Raw genomic sequence first — 18,322 nt, 5'->3', positions numbered from 1 at the left:
GCCCTGTAACTACGTGATAGCCGGTCCGGCGAAGACCAGACCGAATGAGGAGAAACACCATGAGCCACTTGCTCGATCAGCTACGCTTCTTCAACCGCAAGCAGGACGAATTCGCCGATGGACACGGTGAAACGCGCATCGAATCGCGCGACTGGGAAAACGTCTACCGCGCCCGTTGGCAGTACGACAAGATCGTGCGCTCGACCCACGGCGTGAACTGCACCGGTTCCTGTTCCTGGAAGATCTACGTCAAGAACGGTCTGATTACCTGGGAGACCCAGCAGACCGACTATCCGCGCACCCGCCCGGACCTGCCAAACCATGAGCCGCGCGGCTGTCCGCGCGGGGCCAGCTACAGCTGGTACATCTATAGCGCCAACCGCCTTAAATACCCCAAGGTGCGCAAGGCATTGCTCAAGCTGTGGCGTGACGCGCGTACCACCATGGCGCCGGTTGATGCCTGGCGCAGTATTGTCGAGGATCAAGCCAAGGCGACCTCCTACAAGGCCGAACGCGGGCTGGGTGGTTTTATCCGCTCGAGCTGGGACGAGGTGACCGAAATCATCGCCGCAGCCAACGTCTATACCGTCAAGCAGTATGGCCCGGACCGCGTGGTTGGCTTCTCGCCAATTCCAGCGATGTCGATGGTCAGCTACGCCGCAGGCAGCCGTTACCTGTCGCTGATCGGCGGCGTGTGCCTGAGTTTCTATGACTGGTACTGCGATCTGCCGCCGGCCTCGCCGATGACCTGGGGCGAGCAGACCGACGTGCCGGAATCGGCCGACTGGTACAACTCCAACTACATCATTGCCTGGGGTTCCAACGTGCCGCAGACACGGACCCCCGATGCGCACTTCTTTACCGAAGTCCGGTACAAGGGCACCAAGACCGTCTCGATCACGCCGGATTACTCCGAAGTCGCCAAATTGACCGACCTCTGGCTGAATCCCAAGCAGGGTACCGACGCGGCCCTGGGGCAAGCGTTCAATCATGTGATCTTCAAGGAATTTCACCTGGAGAATCCGAGCGCGTACTTTACCGATTACGTGCGCCGCTACACCGACCTGCCGATGCTGGTATTGCTCGAAGAAACTGATCAGGGCTTCAAGCCAACGCGCTTCCTGCGTGCGTCGGATCTGGACGACCAGTTGGGCCAGGATAACAATCCAGAATGGAAAACCATCGCCGTCGACAGCACCACCGATGAATTGGTCTCGCCGCTAGGTTCCATCGGTTACCGCTGGGGCGAGTCAGGCAAGTGGAATATCGAGGCGCGTGAGGGTGGCGAAGGCCGTGAGGTGTCGCTGCAACTCACCCAGATCGATAAGGGTGAAGTGGTCAATGTGGCCTTCCCGTATTTCGGTGGCCAGTTGCACGATCACTTCCAGCAGGCCGATGGTGAAGAGATCCAGTACCGCCATCTGCCCAGCCGTCTGTTGAACATGGGCGATGGCAGGCAGTTGCGCGTGGCCACCGTATTCGACATTCAGGCCGCCGGCCTGGGTATTGATCGTGGGCTGGGTGGCGCCAACGTGGCTAGCAGCTATGACGATGCCAGCGTACCGGGTACCCCGGCCTGGCAAGAGCAGATCACCGGCGTCAGCCGCGAGAAAGTCATCCAGGTAGCGCGTGAGTTTGCCGATAACGCCGACAAGACCAAAGGCCGCTCGATGATCATCGTCGGCGCGGCGATGAACCACTGGTACCACATGGACATGAACTACCGCGGGCTGATCAACATGCTGATGTTGTGTGGCTGCGTGGGTCAGACTGGCGGCGGCTGGGCACACTATGTTGGCCAGGAAAAACTGCGCCCGCAAACGGGCTGGCTACCGCTGGCCTTTGGTCTGGATTGGAGCCGTCCGCCGCGGCAGATGAACGGCACCAGCTTCTTCTACAGCCACAGCTCGCAATGGCGCCACGAGAAGATGAGCGTGCACGAGATTCTTTCGCCGCTGGCCGACAAGTCGCAGTTTCCCGAGCACATGCTCGACTACAACATCCGCGCCGAGCGTGGCGGCTGGCTCCCGAGTGCGCCGCAGTTCAACCGTAACCCGCTGGCAATTTGCCGCGAGGCGGCGGCCAAAGGCATGGATCCCAAGGAATATGCACTGCAGAGTCTGCAGGATGGCAGTCTGCGGTTTGCCTGCGAGGAGCCGGACAACAGCGATAACTTCCCGCGCAACATGTTTATCTGGCGCTCCAACCTGTTGGGCAGTTCCGGCAAGGGCCACGAATACATGCTCAAGTACTTGCTGGGTACGCCCAGGCATGGCGTGATGAACGAAGATGTGGGCAAGCGCGACGGGCTCAAGCCGACCGAAGCCGATTGGGTGGAGGAGGGCGCGATTGGCAAGATCGATCTGGTGACCACCCTGGACTTCCGTATGTCGTCGACCTGCGTGTACTCCGACATCGTCCTGCCGACCGCGACCTGGTACGAAAAGGACGACATGAATACCTCGGATATGCATCCGTTCATTCATCCGCTGTCCGCGGCTATCGATCCGGCCTGGGAATCCCGGTCCGACTGGGATATCTACAAGTCGATCGCCAAAAAGTTCTCGGAAATCTCCGAGGGCGAGCTGGGTGTGGAACAGGACCTGGTAAGCATCCCGATGCTACATGACAGCCCCGGCGAATTGGCTCAGCCGTTTGGCGGCACCGACTGGAAGACCGCTGGCGAAGCACCGGTGCCGGGCAAGAACTGCCCGAACATGGTCGTGGTCGAACGCGATTTCCCCAACACCTTCAAGAAGTTCAGCTCCCTCGGACCCTTGCTGGAGAAACTGGGTAACGGCGGCAAGGGCATCAGCTGGAATACTGATCACGAAGTCGAGTTCCTTGGGCAGCTTAATCACGAAGTGCTGGATGAGGGTATCAGCCAGGGCCGCCCGCAGATCAATAGCGCAATCGATGCCTGCGAAGTGATTCTCTCGTTGGCCCCGGAAACCAACGGCCACGTGGCGGTCAAGGCCTGGGAAGCGCTGTCGAAGTTCACCGGTCGTGACCACAGCCATCTGGCGGTGGGCAAACAGCACGAGGCGATCCGCTTCCGGGATATTCAGGCGCAGCCGCGCAAGATCATTTCCAGCCCGACCTGGTCCGGCCTGGAAGATGATCATGTGAGCTATAGCGCCGGCTACACCAACGTGCACGAGTACATACCCTGGCGCACCATCACCGGCCGTCAGCAGTTCTTCCAGGATCACCCCTGGATGCAGGCCTTCGGTGAGCAGCTGATGAGTTATCGGCCGCCGGTCAACACCCGCACCACCGGTTACGTGCTGGGCAAGAAGCCCAATGGCAATAGCGAGATCGTGCTGAACTGGATCACGCCGCACCAGAAGTGGGGTATCCACAGCACCTATTCCGACAACCTGATCATGCTCACCCTGAGCCGCGGTGGCCCGATCATCTGGTTGTCCGAAGTCGACGCGGTCAAGGCCGGGATCGAGGACAACGACTGGGTTGAATGCTTCAACGCCAATGGCGCGCTGGTCGCCCGTGCGGTGGTCAGTCAGCGGGTGATGGAAGGGATGGTGATGATGTATCACGCCCAGGAACGCATCGTGAACATGCCTGGCAGTGAAATGACCGGCACCCGTGGCGGCCATCACAACTCGGTTACCCGGGTGGTGCTCAAGCCTACGCACATGATTGGCGGCTACGCGCAGCAGTCATGGGGCTTCAACTATTACGGCACCGTCGGCTGCAACCGCGACGAGTTCGTTGTGGTGCGCAAGATGGACAAGATCGACTGGCTGGATGACGTCGAACTGGGTGGCCTCGGCGGGGAATCCCTGCCACAGCCCCTGCCACAGGATATCGAGTGAGGAACCGGCCATGAAAATTCGTTCACAAGTAGGAATGGTATTAAATCTGGACAAGTGCATCGGCTGCCACACCTGCTCGGTCACCTGTAAAAACGTCTGGACCAGTCGCGAGGGCATGGAATACGCCTGGTTCAACAACGTCGAAACCAAGCCTGGCATCGGTTACCCGAAAGAGTGGGAGAACCAGACCAAGTGGAAGGGCGGTTGGAAGCGCAATGCCGATGGCTCGATCAATCCGCGTATTGGTGGCAAGTTTCGGGTGCTGGCGAATATTTTCGCCAACCCGGATATGCCGACCATCGATGATTATTACGAACCCTTCGACTTCGACTATCAGCATCTGCACACTGCGCCGTCATCCAAGCACCAACCGACTGCACGGCCGCGCTCTGCGATCAGTGGCAAGCGCATGGAGAAGATCGAGTGGGGCCCCAACTGGGAGGAAATTCTGGGTACTGAATTTGCCAAGCGACGCAAGGATCAGAACTTCGATCAGATCCAGGCGGACATATACGGCGAGTACGAAAATACTTTCATGATGTACCTGCCGCGCCTGTGCGAACACTGCCTGAATCCCACCTGCGCCGCAGCTTGCCCGAGCGGTGCGATCTACAAGCGTGAGGAAGATGGCATCGTGCTGATCGACCAGGAGAAGTGCCGCGGCTGGCGCATGTGTATTAGTGGCTGCCCGTACAAGAAGATCTACTTCAACTGGAAGAGCGGTAAGTCGGAAAAATGCATCTTCTGCTACCCGCGCATCGAAGCCGGTATGCCCACTGTGTGCTCGGAAACCTGCGTCGGTCGCATCCGTTACCTCGGGGTGCTCTTGTATGACGCCGACCGCATCCATGAAGTAGCCAGCACGCCCAGCGAACAGGACCTGTATGAAGAGCAGCTGGGCCTGTTCCTTGATCCCCACGATCCGGCGGTGATCGAGCAGGCGCTGGCCGATGGCGTACCGATGTCCGTCATCGACGCTGCGCAGGCTTCTCCGGTGTACAAACTGGCGGTTGACTGGCGTCTGGCGCTGCCGCTACACCCGGAATATCGCACCCTGCCAATGGTCTGGTATGTGCCGCCACTATCGCCGATTCAGAACGCCGCCGAGGCTGGCAAGGTGGGTATGAACGGCATACTGCCGGATGTCGATAGCTTGCGCATTCCGCTGCGTTATCTGGCCAACCTGTTGACTGCAGGCGACGAGGCGCCGGTCAAACTGGCGCTCAAGCGCCTGCTGGCCATGCGCGTGTACAAACGCTCGCAGCAGGTCGAGGGTGTGGAGAATCTGCAGGTGCTGGAGGACGTGGGTCTGACCCGCGCGTTAGCCGAAGATATGTACCGCTACCTAGCGATTGCCAATTACGAGGACCGTTTTGTGATTCCCACCGCGCACCGTGAGGAAGCGCTGAGTGAAGTGTTCGCCGAACGCAACGGGTGCGGCTTCAGCTTTGGCAGCGGCTGCTCCGGCAGTTCCGATACCAATATGTTCGGTGGCAAAAAAGCCAACCGCCGGGATGTGCTCAAAACCGTCCAGCTCTGGGAGGAGTGAATATGAAGATTCTCAAGGTGATTTCCCTGCTGATGGATTATCCGGTGGAAGCCGTGCAGCAGGCACGCGCCGAGCTCGAGGAAGCCATTCTGGCCTCCCGCGAGATCAGCCCCGAGCAACGTCAGGACCTGGTTGGGCTGCTCACCCATCTGGCCAGCAGCGACCTGCTGGACGTGCAGGAAGCCTATACCGAGCTATTTGAACGTGGTCGCTACCTGTCGCTCCTGCTGTTCGAACACGTGCACGGCGAATCCCGTGACCGTGGCCAGGCGATGGTTGATCTGATGGCCCAGTATGAAAGCGCTGGTTTTGCCATCGGCGTAAAGGAGTTGCCGGACTACATCCCGCTGTATCTGGAGTTTCTCGCTACCCGTGACGGCGAAGAGGCACGCGCCGGACTGGGTGAAGTCGAGCACCTGCTGGCACTGCTGGCCAGCCGGCTGGAAGAGCGCGGTTCGGACTATGCCGCCTGTTTCCGCGCCCTGCTACAGATTGCTGGCACCATTCCCGAGCTGGCGATGGCGGCGATTCGCGAGCAAGTGCTCGAGGAAATTCCGGACAACAGCCTGGAGGCCCTCGATAAGGAATGGGAAGAGGAGCAGGTGACCTTTCTTAATGGCGACAGCGTTGCGGCTTGCGGTACCCGGCCAGCGAACGTCAAGTCCAAGGAAGAAATAGCGGTCCCGGTGCACTGGGTGGATTTCAATGACAAGGCCGTGCCGGCTGGCAGGGCATAGGAGACAGACATGTCAAACTTCAATTTTCTGTTGTTCGGGGTCTACCCTTATGTCGCTCTGGCGGTCTTCATTATTGGCAGCTGGGCGCGCTTTGACCTGTCCCAGTACACCTGGAAGGCCCATTCAAGTCAGCTCATGGGCAACAAGGGCATGCGTCTGGCCAGCAACCTGTTCCATGTTGGTATCCTGTTTATCTTTGCCGGTCACTTTGTCGGCTTGCTGATCCCGGAGTCCATCTATCACCATGTGATCAGTACCTCTGGCAAGCAAATGCTGGCGATCGTCTCGGGCGGCTTTTTCGGCATCTTGTGTTTGATTGGCCTGGTGATGCTGCTGCATCGGCGCATGACTAATCCGCGGGTACGGGTGCAGTCGAGCTTTTCCGACATCATGATCCTCTGGGTACTGCTGGCGCAATTGCTGCTCGGCCTGACCAGCATCTTCTTCTCCGTGCAGCATCTGGATGGTTCCGTGATGGTCATGCTGGCGAACTGGGCACAGTACACGCTGACCCTGCAGCCGCTGCTGGGCGCGGCGGCCATCGAGCCGGTTGGGCTGATCTACAAGCTGCATGTATTTCTCGGCTTGAGTCTGTTCGTGTTGTTCCCGTTCACCCGCCTGGTGCATATGATCAGTGCTCCGGTCTGGTATTTGGGCCGCAGCTACCAGATCGTCAGACTCAAAGCGTCCTCGCCCTCAAGGGCGGCCTCCGTCCGTCCCGCTGCGGGCACCAAGGAGCAATCATGAGCACCGACAGCATTATTGCCAGCAGCACTCGGCAGGAGTGGCCACGGGTAAGCATTAACGGTGTGCCGCTTGATCCGCAAGCCATCGCCCAGGAGATGCAATACCACCCGGCCGACACCCGCGAGGAGGCGATTTTTCTTGCCGCACAGGCGCTGGTTATCCGCGAGCTGTTGGAGCAGCGCGCGGCGTATCTAGGGGTTGAAGTGTTCAATCGGGCCGATGAGACTGACGAGGAAGCGCTGATTCGCGGGCTGCTGGAACTGGAAGTACAGGTGCCTGCCGTCGATGAGCAGGCTCTCGAGCAGTTCTATCAGTCCAACCAAGAGCGCTTCAGTTCGGCGCCACTAGTGGCAGCCAGGCATATTCTGTTGGCGGTTGCGCCGGATGATGTTGCCGGGCGCAGCCGCACCCGTGAGCAGGCGCTAACATTACTCAACCAACTGCGTGACAAGCCCGGCCGTTTCGCCGAGTTTGCCACGCAGTACTCGGACTGCCCGTCAAAAGAGCAGGGCGGAGCCTTGGGGCAGATCAGTTCGGGGCAAACGGTGGCAGAATTTGAACGCCAACTACTGCGCCTGGATGAAGGTCTGGCCGGCCAGCCACTGGAGTCGCGCTATGGCTTTCATATCGTCCTGGTAGACCAGCGAATCGATGGAAGACAATTGCCCTTCGAGCTGGTCAGAGACAGTATTCAGGCCGAATTGGCTGAACGAGTTTGGCAAAAAGCCGTGGTACAGTACATCGAGACGCTGATAGGTGAGGCGGGTATCGAGGGCATCGTCATGCGCGGAGCCGCGTCACCACTGCTGCAATAGGGGAAAAGTCATGGCCGATACACAATTGATAGACGGACTGGGTCGACGCATCGATTACCTGCGTATGTCGGTGACTGATCGCTGTGATTTCCGTTGTGTCTATTGCATGGCCGAGGATATGACTTTTTTGCCTCGGCAACAGGTGCTCACCCTGGAGGAGATGCAGCGCTTGGCGGCGCTGTTTGTCGCCCAGGGGGTGAAGAAAATCCGCCTGACCGGGGGCGAGCCCCTGGTTCGCCGCGGCATAGTTGAACTGTGCGCTAGCATCAGCGCGCTGCCTGGCTTGCGCGAACTGGTGATGACCACCAACGGCTCGCAATTGGGCAAGCTGGCGCAACCGTTGGCAGATGCTGGCGTCAAGCGCCTGAATATCAGTCTCGATAGTCTGGACCCAGCAAAATTCCGCGCTATCACCCGAACCGGCGAACTGCAGCAGGTGCTTGACGGTATCGATGCCGCGCGTAATGCCGGATTCGAGCGCATCAAGCTCAATGTGGTGGTGATGAAAGGGCGCAATGCGGACGAGATACCGGCGCTGGTGGATTATGCGTTGGCGCGTGAGCTGGATATCACCTTTATCGAAGAAATGCCGCTGGGTCATGTGGGTCGTTCGCGGGGTGAATCTTTCTGTTCCAGTGACGAAGTGCGAGCCGTGATCGCCCAGCGTTATCAATTGCTCGACAGTACTGACAACTCTGGAGGGCCAGCGCGCTATGTCCGGGTCGAAGGATACCCGCGCAGCCGCATCGGTTTCATCTCTCCGCACTCGCATAACTTCTGCGCAACCTGTAACCGTGTGCGAATGACCGCCGAGGGGCGTCTGTTGTTGTGTCTGGGGCAGGAGAATTCCATCGACATGCGCGCGTTGGTGCGGCGCCACCCAACCACTGATGTGCCCTTGCAGGCCGCTTTGGCCAAGGCCCTGCAAAGCAAGCCCGCACATCATGATTTTTCTGCAGATGGCGAGGTTCAGATTGTCCGGTTTATGAATGCAACCGGGGGATGACGCTGAGATGCACCACCGCAGTTGCGATGGTGTCTCAGCGTGGTCTTGCGGTTAGATCCTTACTTCATGGCGCCGTAGTAGGCGGCCAGATCGGCAATATCCTCATCACTCAGGTTCTTGGCCATCGGCGTCATGATGGCAGCGTTGCCGCCCGTGCGCTGGCCCTCTCGGTAAGCCTTCAGGGAAGACTCCAGGTAAGCCACTTGTTGACCCTTCAGGTTCGGATAGATCGGCACCAGGCCGATACCGTCCGCGCCATGGCAGGCGGTGCATACGGCTGACTTTCCTGCGCCCGCAGCGGCATCGCCAGCGGCCTGGACCATCCCGGTCATGCCAAGGGTAAGCAGGGTCGAAGCAAATAAAACTTTCAGCATCATTATTTCCTCATCATGTCTTTATTGGGTGTTTTCACAACCAGTAATATCATCAATTGCCTATTTGGAAAGGTTAAAGTGTCTGCATCGCGCCTCCTTGTATAACCAGACATTGCGGGACGGGGATTCAAAGGAAAAGGGCCATTGCGGCAAGCACTGCCAGCAGCCAGCCGCTGACAGCCAGGCGCAACCCCATGGGCGCCGTTTTCATCCCCATGAAGTGATCGATCAGCCACTGGCCTTTCACTGCGCTCAATACCAGAACGGCCCATAACAGCCACTCTCCCTGGATCAGCGCGAGTGTCGGCTGGTGCCCGAGCCACCAGCCAAGCAGTGTCAGCGCCAGGAGGCTCAGCCAGCTTAGCGTCAGTCTATGCGTCATGGTTCACCTCAAGGCAATACATAGAGCAATGGGAACAACATCAACCAGACCAGATCGACCATATGCCAGTAACTGGCTGCCGACTCTGCCGCCATTTGCCGCGTAGCACCTGAAGGATAAGCTCCGCGCTGGAAACGCGCCGCCACGACCAGGAGGATGACCATCCCCAGCACTACGTGCATCAGATGGAAGAAGGTGGTGAAGAAATAGAAAAAGTAGAAGGTATTGGTGCGCAGGTTGTAACCGGCACTGAACATTTGCTGGTACTCCAGGCCCTTGACCACCAAGTAGAACAAGCCGCTGGCTGCGCCCGCCCGGAACCACCAGGCCACCTGTGCGGATCGGCCCTGGCGCAGGGCGGCTACGCCCTTGGCGACCCAATAGCTGCCGGTGAGCAGGGCCAGCGTATTGACCAGTCCGGCGAGCGGATGCAGGGTAGCGACACCAGCACTGAACATCTCCGGCCATCTGCCGCGCACGTAGGCCATGCTACCCAGTAGCAGTGCAAATACCGCCAGTTCGGCAAGAATAAAACACCACATCGCCAGGTCGCCGGGTAGCTCGCGGGCGGCGACTGTGGAGTGAACAATGGGCAGACGCTGCATTGCGGTCATGGCGTCCTCCCGGTCAACAACAGGTACAGACGTGGCAGCAGCGTGGGTAGTTCGGCTGCGTTGTGCAGCAAATGAAAGCGCTGTGGGCCGAACAGATACGGAAGGTAATCGGCAGCCTGCTGATCGATCGTCACGCAGAATGGCTCCAGGCCGGCCTTGCGCGCTTCCAACAGTGCATGGCGGGTATCTTCCATGCCGTAGCGGCCTTCGTACAGATCCAGGTCGTTGGGCTTGCCGTCGGTCAGTAACAGTAGCAGCCGCTGCTCGGCGGGTTGCTCCTTGAGAATTTCGGTGGCCTGACGAATCGCTGCGCCCATGCGCGTGTAGTAGCCTGGCCGCAAGGCCTGAATGCGCCCATGCACGGGCTCGCCCCAGGGCTCAGCGAAGTTCTTGATCACGCTAAAGCGCACATGGTCACGGCGTTTGGAGGAAAACCCATACATCGCAAAGGCATCGTTTCCGGCGTCCAGCGCTTCACCCAGCAGGTGCATGCTGTCGCGCACCACGTCGATCACCTGATGTTCATTGTCGGCGTAGGCCTCGGTCGACAGAGAAAGATCTGCCAGTACCAGACAAGCCAAGTCCCGGTGCTGCGCGGCTTGCTGACGCCACAGCGCTGGCTGTGCGCTAGCCAGCCCGCGTTGCCGGGCTGAAGCAAAATCGATGCAGGCTTCCAGATCCAGCGTCGGACCGCTTGGCTGACGTTTGTTCCAGGCCTGTTGCGGGCGCAGCACTTCAAAGCGCCGTCGCAGTTGCTGACCCATTGCTTGCAGGCGGTCGGGCAGGGCGCATGGCGTGGCATCCTTGGGTAGCATCGGAATAACCCGGCAATAGCGCGGTACCATCAGCTGTTTGCGCCAGTCCCATTCGGGCAGTAGCATGCCGGCGCCCAGGGGAATGTCGTCCTCTGCTGCGCTGGGTAGATCCAGGTCCAGCTTCAAGCGTGAAGCACCGGCGTCACCGTGGCGGGATAGGCTGAGGTGATCGAGATCTTCTGCGACACGGTCGGCTTCGTCATCCTCACTGTCGTCCAGGGTGCGGTCGACAGGTACGAACTCCGACCAGGAAAACAGACTCTCCAGGCGGAATACGATCAGCCCATCCTTGCCATCGATGTCATCGATAAATTCTGCGCGTTTGCGGCCCTTGCCTTGCTTCGGCTTGAGCCCGCCGTTACTCACATCGCTACCCCCATCCTGTCTCGATACGGCCGCCTTGGCCGGGTGCAGGGATGGATACAGCCACAAGGGCACGGGCAGGCTGTCGCCATCGGCGACGGGCAGAGCCTGTTGGCTGCCCGGTTCAAGGATGGCTGTGCGCAGGCAGCGCTCGCGGCGCTGCTGGGCGGCATTCAGGCTATCGAGTGACGGGCGCACCGCCACCAGGCCCCAGGCCAGGCGTTGGTACAGCGGACCCAAACCGGGAAAACGCTGAAGCGTTAGCAGCACCTGTTGCTGATTCCACTGCAGCCATTGGTCCGGTTCCGGGGTGCTGGCCTGGCTGGCCAGTGCAATTAACCACAGGTACAGGTCGCGGTTAAGCTCGCGCTCAGGATAAGCCTGAATCACTGGCGGCAGCCGAACGCTGTCCTCGTCACGCCAGGCCAGTGCGTACTGGCGGCCGGTACCGGCAATTTTTTCCAGCCAGTGACGCGGGGGTTTCAGCGCGCGTTCGGTGGCGGCTTTGATGACCAGGCCAGGATCACCGCCCAGTGCACGGAATACCATGGCCAACCGCGGGCCTTCGTCTTCCAGGCGCACCTGGGCTTCGGGATAACTGGTGCGGGCCAATCGGTTGATCAGATTGTGCCAGCGCATGCCGACAAATTCTTCCATGGTGCTAATCCTTTTCCAGAATAGGGATGCGAGCTGCGATGTGGCTACCTGGTTGCTTGTCTATCTTCACTGCCGCGTCACCGCTGACCCAGTGCAACAGTGCGCCATCGGGATTGTTGGCCTGGACCTGCTGGCAGGTCTGCACGCAGACGCCGCATTGGGTGCAGGTAATCTTGTGGCGCTTCATGCCGCGTGGCGGCAGGCGCATCGGGCAGGCCCGGTCGCAGGCATTGCAGTCACGGCAATCACGCGCACGTTCGCGCTTGAAACCGATGACCATAGCGCGACGGTTCACTGCCCAGATCAGGCTCTGGAAGATGCCCACGGCGCAGCCGTACTTGCAGAAAAAATGCCGCGCCAGGGCAAACTCGATGCAGAACAGGGCGGTGCCGATGCCGATGAAAAACCACTGCCAGGCCGGCAGGTTCAGGCTGAACAGACCAGTCCATAGCGGGATGGGCGGCACCAGGTAGGTAAGTAGCGTAACGGCCCACAATGCCGATCCGCCCAGCACCACCACGCTCATGACCAGGCGCGCGCCAGCCCGACGCGGTGCTGAAGGCGGCTCCCAGACGGAACGCCGGCCGAGCCAGCGGGCCATGATGGCGTCGATCCATTCGACCATCGAGAAATGCGGGCACAACCAGCCGCAATACAGGCGGCCCCAGCGCCAGACCACCCAGAGTAGTACGCCGAGCGTGAGCAGAACGGGCAAGCCCAGACGCAGCAGCAGGTGCAGGGTGATGGCGGAGGGATCCAGGGCGCTGGTCTGGGGATCAAGCCCCAGGGTCCAGTCCATGGTCAGAAAAACAAAATGGCCCCTGCTTAGATCGAGACGAAACAGATCCAGCACAGGCGCCAACAGAAAGAGGATAAAGAAAGCGCTACGACTGATGCGGCGAAGCATTGCCAGTTGCATAGTGTCTTCGCCTCCAGTCAGCTTGATGAAAAGGGGGATACGGGCAGCAGCTGCCGCCCGTATCCGATGGTCCTGCTGCTCAGTTCAAGGTGACGGCAGCGCCAACCGGTTCGGTTGGCGCGCTGGTACGCGCGGCGACGACGAAGCTGGCCAGGTACATGAACACCCCGATACCAAAACCAATACCTGCAGCCAGACGCATCCAGTAGATGTTGGTGATGGCGTCCTGGGTGGCCATAAAGCCAAGCGCGTCAGCGTTATCCGGAATGCGCTGCAGCCAGATCTGTACCACGCCGGCAGCGGTCAGCAGCAGGGTGATCAGCAGCATGCTGATACTCATGGTCCAGCAGGAGGCGATTTCCAGACGTTGAGCCTGCGGGCTGTTGGCCTGCCGGCCGTGCAGGATCGGCCAGGCGTAAGAGATAATCGCTAGAACAATCATCACATAAGCGCCATAGAACGCCAGGTGCCCGTGAGCAGCGGTGAGCTGAGAGCCATGGGTGTAATAGTTCACCGGTGCCAGGGTATGCATGAAGCCCCACACGCCAGCCCCGAGGAAGGCCATGATGGTGCAACCGACTGCCCAGGTAACCGCGGCCTTGTTCGGGTGGTCACGCCGCCGCTGCTTGAGCATGCTGAAGGCGAACACCATCAGCATGAAGAACGGCAGGGGTTCGAGCGCCGAGAAGATCGAGCCAATCCACAACCAATACTCCGGTGCGCCAATAAAGAAGAAGTGGTGGCCGGTGCCGAGGATGCCGCTGATCAGCGCCATGGCGATGATCAGATACAGCCATTTTTCCACTACTTCGCGGTCCACGCCGGTAGTGCGGATCAGGATGAAGGCCAGGATGGCGCCGAGGATCAATTCCCATACGCCTTCGACCCACAAATGCACGACCCACCACCAGAAGTACTTGTCCATCACCAGCGAGGCGGGGGTGTAGAAGGCGAACATCCAGAACGCTGCCAAGCCGATAAGACCGGTCATCAGCACCATGTTGACCACCGTCTTGCGACCCTTGAGGACAGTCATGATGACGTTATACAGAAAGCCGACAAACACCAGGGCCAGACCGATCTTGGTAATGGTCGGCTGCTCGAGGAATTCCCGGCCCATGGTCGGGAAATACTTGTTACCTGTGAGCTCCGCCAGTGTCGCGTAAGGCACCGCCAGATAGCCGATGATGGTCAGCGTGCCGGCGGCGGCAAATACCCAGAAGAGTATTCGGGCCAGCAGCGGGCTGTGCAGTTCGCACTGGGTTTCCTCGGGCAAGAGGAAATAGGTCGCGCCCATAAAGCCGAACAGCAGCCAGACGATCAGCAAGTTGGTGTGGACCATGCGGGCCACGTTGAAGGGGATTTCCGGGAACAGGAAGTCGCCAATAATGTATTGGGTCCCCAGTATCAGACCGAACACGATCTGCCCGATGAAGAGGATGATGGCGAAGACAAAGTAGGGCTTTGCTTCCGCCTGACTAGCGTATTTCATGGCAGTAATCCTTGCATTATAGGTCCGGGGTCAGCATCAGCCTTCGTTGTTCGGTGGCCAGTTGTTGGTATCGATACGCGAGGTCCAGATCAGGAACTGGGACAGCGCGCGGGTCTCTTCAGGGCTCAGGTTGAATTGCGGCATTTTCCGCCGCCCTTCGACGGGCAGTGGCTGGGCCTGCATCCAGGCGTTAAAGTAGGCGTGGAAGGCTTCTTCGTTGTCCCCGCCGCGGCGCGGGAACACATTGCCCAGTTCGGGAGCGAAATACGCGCCCTCACCGAGCAAGGAATGACAGCCAACGCAGTTGTTCTTCTCCCAAAGCTCCTTGCCGTGGGCAACCTCTTCAGTCAACTGGTCGCGGTTTTCGCGCTCGGGAATCGCGACCACCGTGTCCACGGTGAGGCCGACGAACAGCAGCATAAAAAACATGCCGCCGCCGTAGTAGATGTTGCGGGCCATGCCCTTGGTAAATCTTTCCGACATGATGTGATCCTCTTTTAGTTGGCAGAAACAGCTTGGCGGGTCGGCATCAGATGCTGCTGCGACGAAGCTCCGGGTTGTTGTGGTTGACATCGTTTTCATCTGCAGTCGCGATGAAGTGCGCGCGGACTACATCGAGAATGGCGGCCTGGGTGGTCGGATCGTCGCTTAGCGGCTCGGCCAGACAGGCGGTGCACGCGGCAACAGGATCCATGCCACTGAGCATCATCCGGGCGCTATGGATTAACAGTCGCGTCGATGGGGCTTCTTCCAGATCATGCGAACCCAGTTGCCGTAGCGCGCCGCATAGCTGCACCAGGCGGGCTGCGGTGGCAGAGTCGATGCCGCTCTCGCTGATCAGGATGGCGGTCTCGGCTACGGCGTCGGGATAATCAAAACTCATGGCGACAAAGCGTTGCCGGGTGCTCGGCTTGAGACCCTTGAGCAGATTGCGGTAGCCCGGGTTATAGGACACCACCAGCATGAAATCCGGATGCGCCTCAAGGCACTCGCCGGTCGCATCAAGCGGCAGAATGCGTCGATCGTCAGCCAGTGGGTGGAGCACTACGGTGGTGTCCTTGCGCGCCTCGATGATCTCGTCCAGATAACAAATGCCGCCCTCGCGCACCGCGCGGGTCAGCGGCCCGTCCTGCCAGTAGGTACCACTACTACCGATCAGGTGGCGGCCCACCAGGTCGGCGGTGGTCAGGTCATCATGGCAGGCCACGGTAAAGAGTTTACGACCGAGCCGATCGGCCATATGCTGCACGAAGCGGGTCTTGCCGCAGCCGGTCGGGCCCTTGATCAGGATCGGCAATCGGTGGCTGGCAGCGTGCTCGAACACGTCGATTTCGTTACCGCTCGGCCGATAGTAGGACGGTTTTGCATCCGACTTGGCTAGCGATGGTATGGAGGTGAGGTTATTCACGGCGGGAGCCCCTGTTAGTATCAGTAACAGATCTAATGCAAGGCCGATGCCATATTTTAAGCTATTGATATATATAAATAAATTAAAGTAATGGTGGTTTTTACCTGGCGTCAATAATGGTCTTAAGTACCGTAAATGGTAAAAAGTACCTCGCGGCGTAGTATCGCTATGGCGACCGGGTCCTGACACCGACGGCCGCCACAGGGCGATACATTATTCAGATTTGCTTATGCTTGGGGACGCGTCCACAGCCAGAGTGCAACGCACAACAGCAGGGCAGTGACGCCCAGTCGAAGCATCAGTGCGGTGGGCGTTAGCCAGAGCAGCGAGGCACTGGTCAGCATCATCGCCGAGGCCAGCCACTTGGCCCTGCGCGGCACTGCACGGCGTTCACGCCAATCGCGGATCATGCCGCCATAGCGCGGATGCGCCAGCAGCCTGGCCTCCAGCGCGGGCCAGCCACGGGCGCCGGCCCAGGCGGCGACTAACAGAAAAGGCGTTGTCGGCAGGCCGGGCAAGACTACCCCGAGCGCGCCAAGGCCGAGAAACACGGAGGCCAGGCAGCGCCACAGCAGTTGCCGGAGCATCAGCTGACGCCCTGGGCTTCCAGCGTAAAGGTGTTCAGCAGCTTGACGACGCTGGGGATGCGGATATGCTTGGCGTGGCTTTCGATCAAGCCGCGATCGCGCAGGGTCGCCATCGCCCGGGAAAGCGTTTCAGGTTTGATCGATAGACGTGCGGCGATCAGGCCCTTAGGCAACATCAGGTCCAACTCGGCATCATCCTCACGCCGATCCTTTACCTGTCCCACCAGATACAAGGCAAAACGTTGCGTAGCGTTCTGCAAAGTCAGGTTTTCCAATTCATCAAGGCGTTGGTGCAAGCGCACGCTCAGATGTCCGAGTAAATGCAGGCAGGTTTGCGGATTGTCCTGCAGGCAATGCAACATCAGCCGATTGGGCAGTGCCGCCAGTTGTACCGGTTCGAGCGCTTCGGCGCACACTGGGTAGACCTGCTTTTGCATGAACATCACTGCCTCAGCGAAGGTGTGGCCGGGCTGGATGATCTCGACCACTTTCTCCTTGCCGTCGGCGGAAATCCGGAACAGCTTCACCTTGCCCTCCAACACGATGAAAAAACGTTCGGCCCGGTCGCCCTGGCGCAATATTAGCGCCTGCGCAGGGTATTCCCGATAGTGGGTTTCGCTTAACAGGGCATTCTGTGATGCGGCTGGAAGCAGGCCGAGCATGGGATGCTGCAGGAGCAATTGGCGATATTGTGGGGTCAGCGTCATGGTGGTTGCCTGTTTCGGTGGATATTAGCCGGGTCGGCCATCAGGGCGCGGGCGATAGAGAATCGCCACGTAATACCAAACGAACAGCATGAAGGCGCCAGCCCAACTGACCGCAGCCAGCCAGAAGCCGAATTGCGGCCATGCCGGCGCGATCCATACGCGCGCAGGTACTGCCAGGTTGAGCAGAATGAACGCCAAAGACATTGCCGGCGCAGGTTCGAGCGGTCGGCCTGTGTGGCCCAGACTGACGCGGGCGATCATCGCCAGGATCATGCCGCTGATGCTGCCAATGGCGAGTAGATGCACGGCCTGGCTGAAGTCCACTAGCCAGCCGGCATTCCACAGGGCCATCGCGTAAAGGGCAACCACCAGCCAGGCATAGGCCAGGTGCAACGACCAGAGCAGCGGCACTGTCCAAAGTCGCGGGTGATGCCAGAGCAGCAGGCGTGCCAGGTGGCCCGCTCCGAGCAAGGCGAACAACAACCCGGCAGGGAGGGAAGGGTGCAGGGCTATTCCGCTCACCATCAATAGCGCTACCAGGATGCTGCCCGCCAGCAGCAGGTAATCCAGCCAGGGTAGTGCTGGCGCAGGCTGCGGCAGATTCAGGCCGCGCTGGGTGAAGAACGGGATCACGCGCCCGCCAATCATGCCCACTAACGCCGCGACCAACCAGAGCGCGCCCAGGTTGCCCTGCCGCTGTAGGGCAAAATCATTCGAGGCTATTCCGATCAGGCTGACCAGGTTGCACAAGGCCAACAAGGCCAGCACCAATACGATCGGGTAGTTGCGCTTTTGCCGTGCGATCCACACAGACCGGGCCATGGCGACTGTAACGGCGGGCAGGAACAGCATGTCCAAGGCGATCACCAGCCAGAGCGGCAGCGCCGCCAGCCAGGCCAGGCGCGCCAACAGCCACACAGCCGCGAGTGCCACCAGTGGCGTACCGCTCAGGCCGGGTACGCCGGTCCAGTTCTGCACGGCAGTGAGCAGGAAGCCAGCGATGATCGCCGCAACGAAACCGAAGAGCATTTCGTGCATATGCCAGGCAAACCAGCCGCCCGTGGGTTGCCAATCGCCGACCTGGCCGAGCCATGCAGCTACCCACAGGGGTATCAGCACCGCAGCGAAGAGGCTTCCGGCGAGAAAGAACGGGCGAAAGCCGAGCTCGAACAAGGCCGATCTCGGGGGTTGATGTGGTCTCATGTGCTACTCCATTATCTGTTGCATGCTCACCTGCAGTTCGTTGGGCCGCAATATGCCAATGGGGGTACCCCGCCTGCAGCACCCGCAAAGCGCCTGAACCCGGTAGGATAG

The 18,322-nt window shown here is 59.7% G+C and carries 17 protein-coding genes; 6 read left to right on the top strand and 11 right to left on the bottom strand.

Annotation, left to right across the window (positions count from 1 at the left end; genetic code table 11):
• Positions 1 to 59: 59 nt before the first annotated feature.
• Genes K787_RS0116140 through moaA form a run of 6 tightly spaced genes read left to right on the top strand, consistent with a single transcriptional unit; the run spans position 60 to position 8,690 of the window.
• Complete coding sequence (locus K787_RS0116140; protein WP_022963849.1) at positions 60 to 3,836, top strand: nitrate reductase subunit alpha; 3,777 nt, start codon at positions 60 to 62, stop codon at positions 3,834 to 3,836.
• A gap of 10 nt (positions 3,837 to 3,846) precedes the next feature.
• Positions 3,847 to 5,385 (top strand): nitrate reductase subunit beta, encoded by a 1,539-nt coding sequence (narH, locus tag K787_RS0116135; protein ID WP_022963848.1) that lies wholly within the window; start codon positions 3,847 to 3,849, stop codon positions 5,383 to 5,385.
• 2 nt (positions 5,386 to 5,387) lie between these two features.
• On the top strand, positions 5,388 to 6,122 hold the full coding sequence (gene narJ / locus K787_RS0116130; RefSeq protein ID WP_022963847.1) for a nitrate reductase molybdenum cofactor assembly chaperone: 735 nt from the start codon (positions 5,388 to 5,390) through the stop codon (positions 6,120 to 6,122).
• A 9-nt stretch (positions 6,123 to 6,131) separates the two neighbouring features.
• Positions 6,132 to 6,869 carry a respiratory nitrate reductase subunit gamma gene (gene narI, locus K787_RS23430; protein WP_022963846.1) on the top strand — a complete coding sequence of 246 codons (738 nt, stop codon included), beginning with the start codon at positions 6,132 to 6,134 and terminating at the stop codon, positions 6,867 to 6,869.
• Positions 6,866 to 7,684 carry a peptidylprolyl isomerase gene (locus tag K787_RS0116120; protein WP_022963845.1) on the top strand — a complete coding sequence of 273 codons (819 nt, stop codon included), beginning with the start codon at positions 6,866 to 6,868 and terminating at the stop codon, positions 7,682 to 7,684. The genes narI and K787_RS0116120 overlap by 4 nt, the downstream gene beginning before the upstream one ends.
• 10 nt (positions 7,685 to 7,694) lie before the next feature.
• On the top strand, positions 7,695 to 8,690 hold the full coding sequence (gene moaA / locus K787_RS0116115) for a GTP 3',8-cyclase MoaA (RefSeq protein ID WP_022963844.1): 996 nt from the start codon (positions 7,695 to 7,697) through the stop codon (positions 8,688 to 8,690).
• A 59-nt stretch (positions 8,691 to 8,749) separates the two neighbouring features.
• Here moaA and K787_RS0116110 read toward each other — a convergent pair whose 3' ends face one another.
• The 11 genes from K787_RS0116110 to K787_RS0116060 form a co-directional block, all read right to left on the bottom strand.
• Positions 8,750 to 9,064, bottom strand: a complete 315-nt coding sequence (locus K787_RS0116110) for a c-type cytochrome (protein WP_022963843.1) — start codon at positions 9,062 to 9,064, stop codon at positions 8,750 to 8,752.
• Positions 9,065 to 9,191: 127 nt separating this feature from the next.
• On the bottom strand, positions 9,192 to 9,446 hold the full coding sequence (locus K787_RS23425) for a cytochrome C oxidase subunit IV family protein (protein ID WP_022963842.1): 255 nt from the start codon (positions 9,444 to 9,446) through the stop codon (positions 9,192 to 9,194).
• A gap of 8 nt (positions 9,447 to 9,454) precedes the next feature.
• Positions 9,455 to 10,060 carry a cytochrome c oxidase subunit 3 gene (locus tag K787_RS0116100; protein ID WP_022963841.1) on the bottom strand — a complete coding sequence of 202 codons (606 nt, stop codon included), beginning with the start codon at positions 10,058 to 10,060 and terminating at the stop codon, positions 9,455 to 9,457.
• On the bottom strand, positions 10,057 to 11,895 hold the full coding sequence (locus K787_RS0116095; protein ID WP_022963840.1) for a nitric oxide reductase activation protein NorD: 1,839 nt from the start codon (positions 11,893 to 11,895) through the stop codon (positions 10,057 to 10,059). The genes K787_RS0116100 and K787_RS0116095 overlap by 4 nt, the downstream gene beginning before the upstream one ends.
• Positions 11,896 to 11,899: 4 nt before the next feature.
• Positions 11,900 to 12,814, bottom strand: a complete 915-nt coding sequence (locus tag K787_RS23420; RefSeq protein ID WP_022963839.1) for a 4Fe-4S binding protein — start codon at positions 12,812 to 12,814, stop codon at positions 11,900 to 11,902.
• Between the two features lie 79 nt (positions 12,815 to 12,893).
• A complete protein-coding gene (locus K787_RS0116085; protein WP_022963838.1) occupies positions 12,894 to 14,306 on the bottom strand; it encodes a cbb3-type cytochrome c oxidase subunit I in 1,413 nt (470 codons plus the stop codon).
• Between the two features lie 36 nt (positions 14,307 to 14,342).
• Positions 14,343 to 14,789 carry a c-type cytochrome gene (locus K787_RS0116080; RefSeq protein WP_022963837.1) on the bottom strand — a complete coding sequence of 149 codons (447 nt, stop codon included), beginning with the start codon at positions 14,787 to 14,789 and terminating at the stop codon, positions 14,343 to 14,345.
• A gap of 46 nt (positions 14,790 to 14,835) precedes the next feature.
• Positions 14,836 to 15,714 carry a CbbQ/NirQ/NorQ/GpvN family protein gene (locus tag K787_RS23415; RefSeq protein WP_022963836.1) on the bottom strand — a complete coding sequence of 293 codons (879 nt, stop codon included), beginning with the start codon at positions 15,712 to 15,714 and terminating at the stop codon, positions 14,836 to 14,838.
• Positions 15,715 to 15,941: 227 nt separating this feature from the next.
• Positions 15,942 to 16,301, bottom strand: coding sequence for a YbaN family protein (locus K787_RS0116070; protein WP_022963835.1), 360 nt, complete (start codon positions 16,299 to 16,301; stop codon positions 15,942 to 15,944).
• The gene (locus K787_RS23410) at positions 16,301 to 17,008 is read right to left on the bottom strand and encodes a Crp/Fnr family transcriptional regulator (RefSeq protein ID WP_022963834.1); all 708 of its coding nucleotides are present in this window, start codon (positions 17,006 to 17,008) and stop codon (positions 16,301 to 16,303) included. The genes K787_RS0116070 and K787_RS23410 overlap by 1 nt, the downstream gene beginning before the upstream one ends.
• 24 nt (positions 17,009 to 17,032) lie before the next feature.
• Complete coding sequence (locus tag K787_RS0116060; RefSeq protein ID WP_022963833.1) at positions 17,033 to 18,211, bottom strand: NnrS family protein; 1,179 nt, start codon at positions 18,209 to 18,211, stop codon at positions 17,033 to 17,035.
• Between the last annotated feature and the right edge of the window lie 111 nt (positions 18,212 to 18,322).

This window comes from Halopseudomonas pelagia CL-AP6 (genome assembly GCF_000410875.1).
Taxonomy (GTDB): domain Bacteria; phylum Pseudomonadota; class Gammaproteobacteria; order Pseudomonadales; family Pseudomonadaceae; genus Halopseudomonas; species Halopseudomonas pelagia.
This window is presented reverse-complemented; position numbering and strand designations above follow the sequence as displayed.

Excerpts from the sequence above, each read along its gene's own strand:
- K787_RS0116140 (WP_022963849.1), top strand. The coding sequence starts at position 60 with ATGAGCCACTTGCTCGATCAGCTACGCTTCTTCAACCGCAAGCAGGAC.
- narH (WP_022963848.1), top strand. The coding sequence starts at position 3,847 with ATGAAAATTCGTTCACAAGTAGGAATGGTATTAAATCTGGACAAGTGC.
- narJ (WP_022963847.1), top strand. The coding sequence starts at position 5,388 with ATGAAGATTCTCAAGGTGATTTCCCTGCTGATGGATTATCCGGTGGAA.
- narI (WP_022963846.1), top strand. The coding sequence starts at position 6,132 with ATGTCAAACTTCAATTTTCTGTTGTTCGGGGTCTACCCTTATGTCGCT.
- K787_RS0116120 (WP_022963845.1), top strand. The coding sequence starts at position 6,866 with ATGAGCACCGACAGCATTATTGCCAGCAGCACTCGGCAGGAGTGGCCA.
- moaA (WP_022963844.1), top strand. The coding sequence starts at position 7,695 with ATGGCCGATACACAATTGATAGACGGACTGGGTCGACGCATCGATTAC.
- K787_RS0116110 (WP_022963843.1), bottom strand. The coding sequence starts at position 9,064 with ATGCTGAAAGTTTTATTTGCTTCGACCCTGCTTACCCTTGGCATGACC.
- K787_RS23425 (WP_022963842.1), bottom strand. The coding sequence starts at position 9,446 with ATGACGCATAGACTGACGCTAAGCTGGCTGAGCCTCCTGGCGCTGACA.
- K787_RS0116100 (WP_022963841.1), bottom strand. The coding sequence starts at position 10,060 with ATGACCGCAATGCAGCGTCTGCCCATTGTTCACTCCACAGTCGCCGCC.
- K787_RS0116095 (WP_022963840.1), bottom strand. The coding sequence starts at position 11,895 with ATGGAAGAATTTGTCGGCATGCGCTGGCACAATCTGATCAACCGATTG.
- K787_RS23420 (WP_022963839.1), bottom strand. The coding sequence starts at position 12,814 with ATGCAACTGGCAATGCTTCGCCGCATCAGTCGTAGCGCTTTCTTTATC.
- K787_RS0116085 (WP_022963838.1), bottom strand. The coding sequence starts at position 14,306 with ATGAAATACGCTAGTCAGGCGGAAGCAAAGCCCTACTTTGTCTTCGCC.
- K787_RS0116080 (WP_022963837.1), bottom strand. The coding sequence starts at position 14,789 with ATGTCGGAAAGATTTACCAAGGGCATGGCCCGCAACATCTACTACGGC.
- K787_RS0116070 (WP_022963835.1), bottom strand. The coding sequence starts at position 16,301 with ATGCTCCGGCAACTGCTGTGGCGCTGCCTGGCCTCCGTGTTTCTCGGC.
- K787_RS23410 (WP_022963834.1), bottom strand. The coding sequence starts at position 17,008 with ATGACGCTGACCCCACAATATCGCCAATTGCTCCTGCAGCATCCCATG.
- K787_RS0116060 (WP_022963833.1), bottom strand. The coding sequence starts at position 18,211 with ATGAGACCACATCAACCCCCGAGATCGGCCTTGTTCGAGCTCGGCTTT.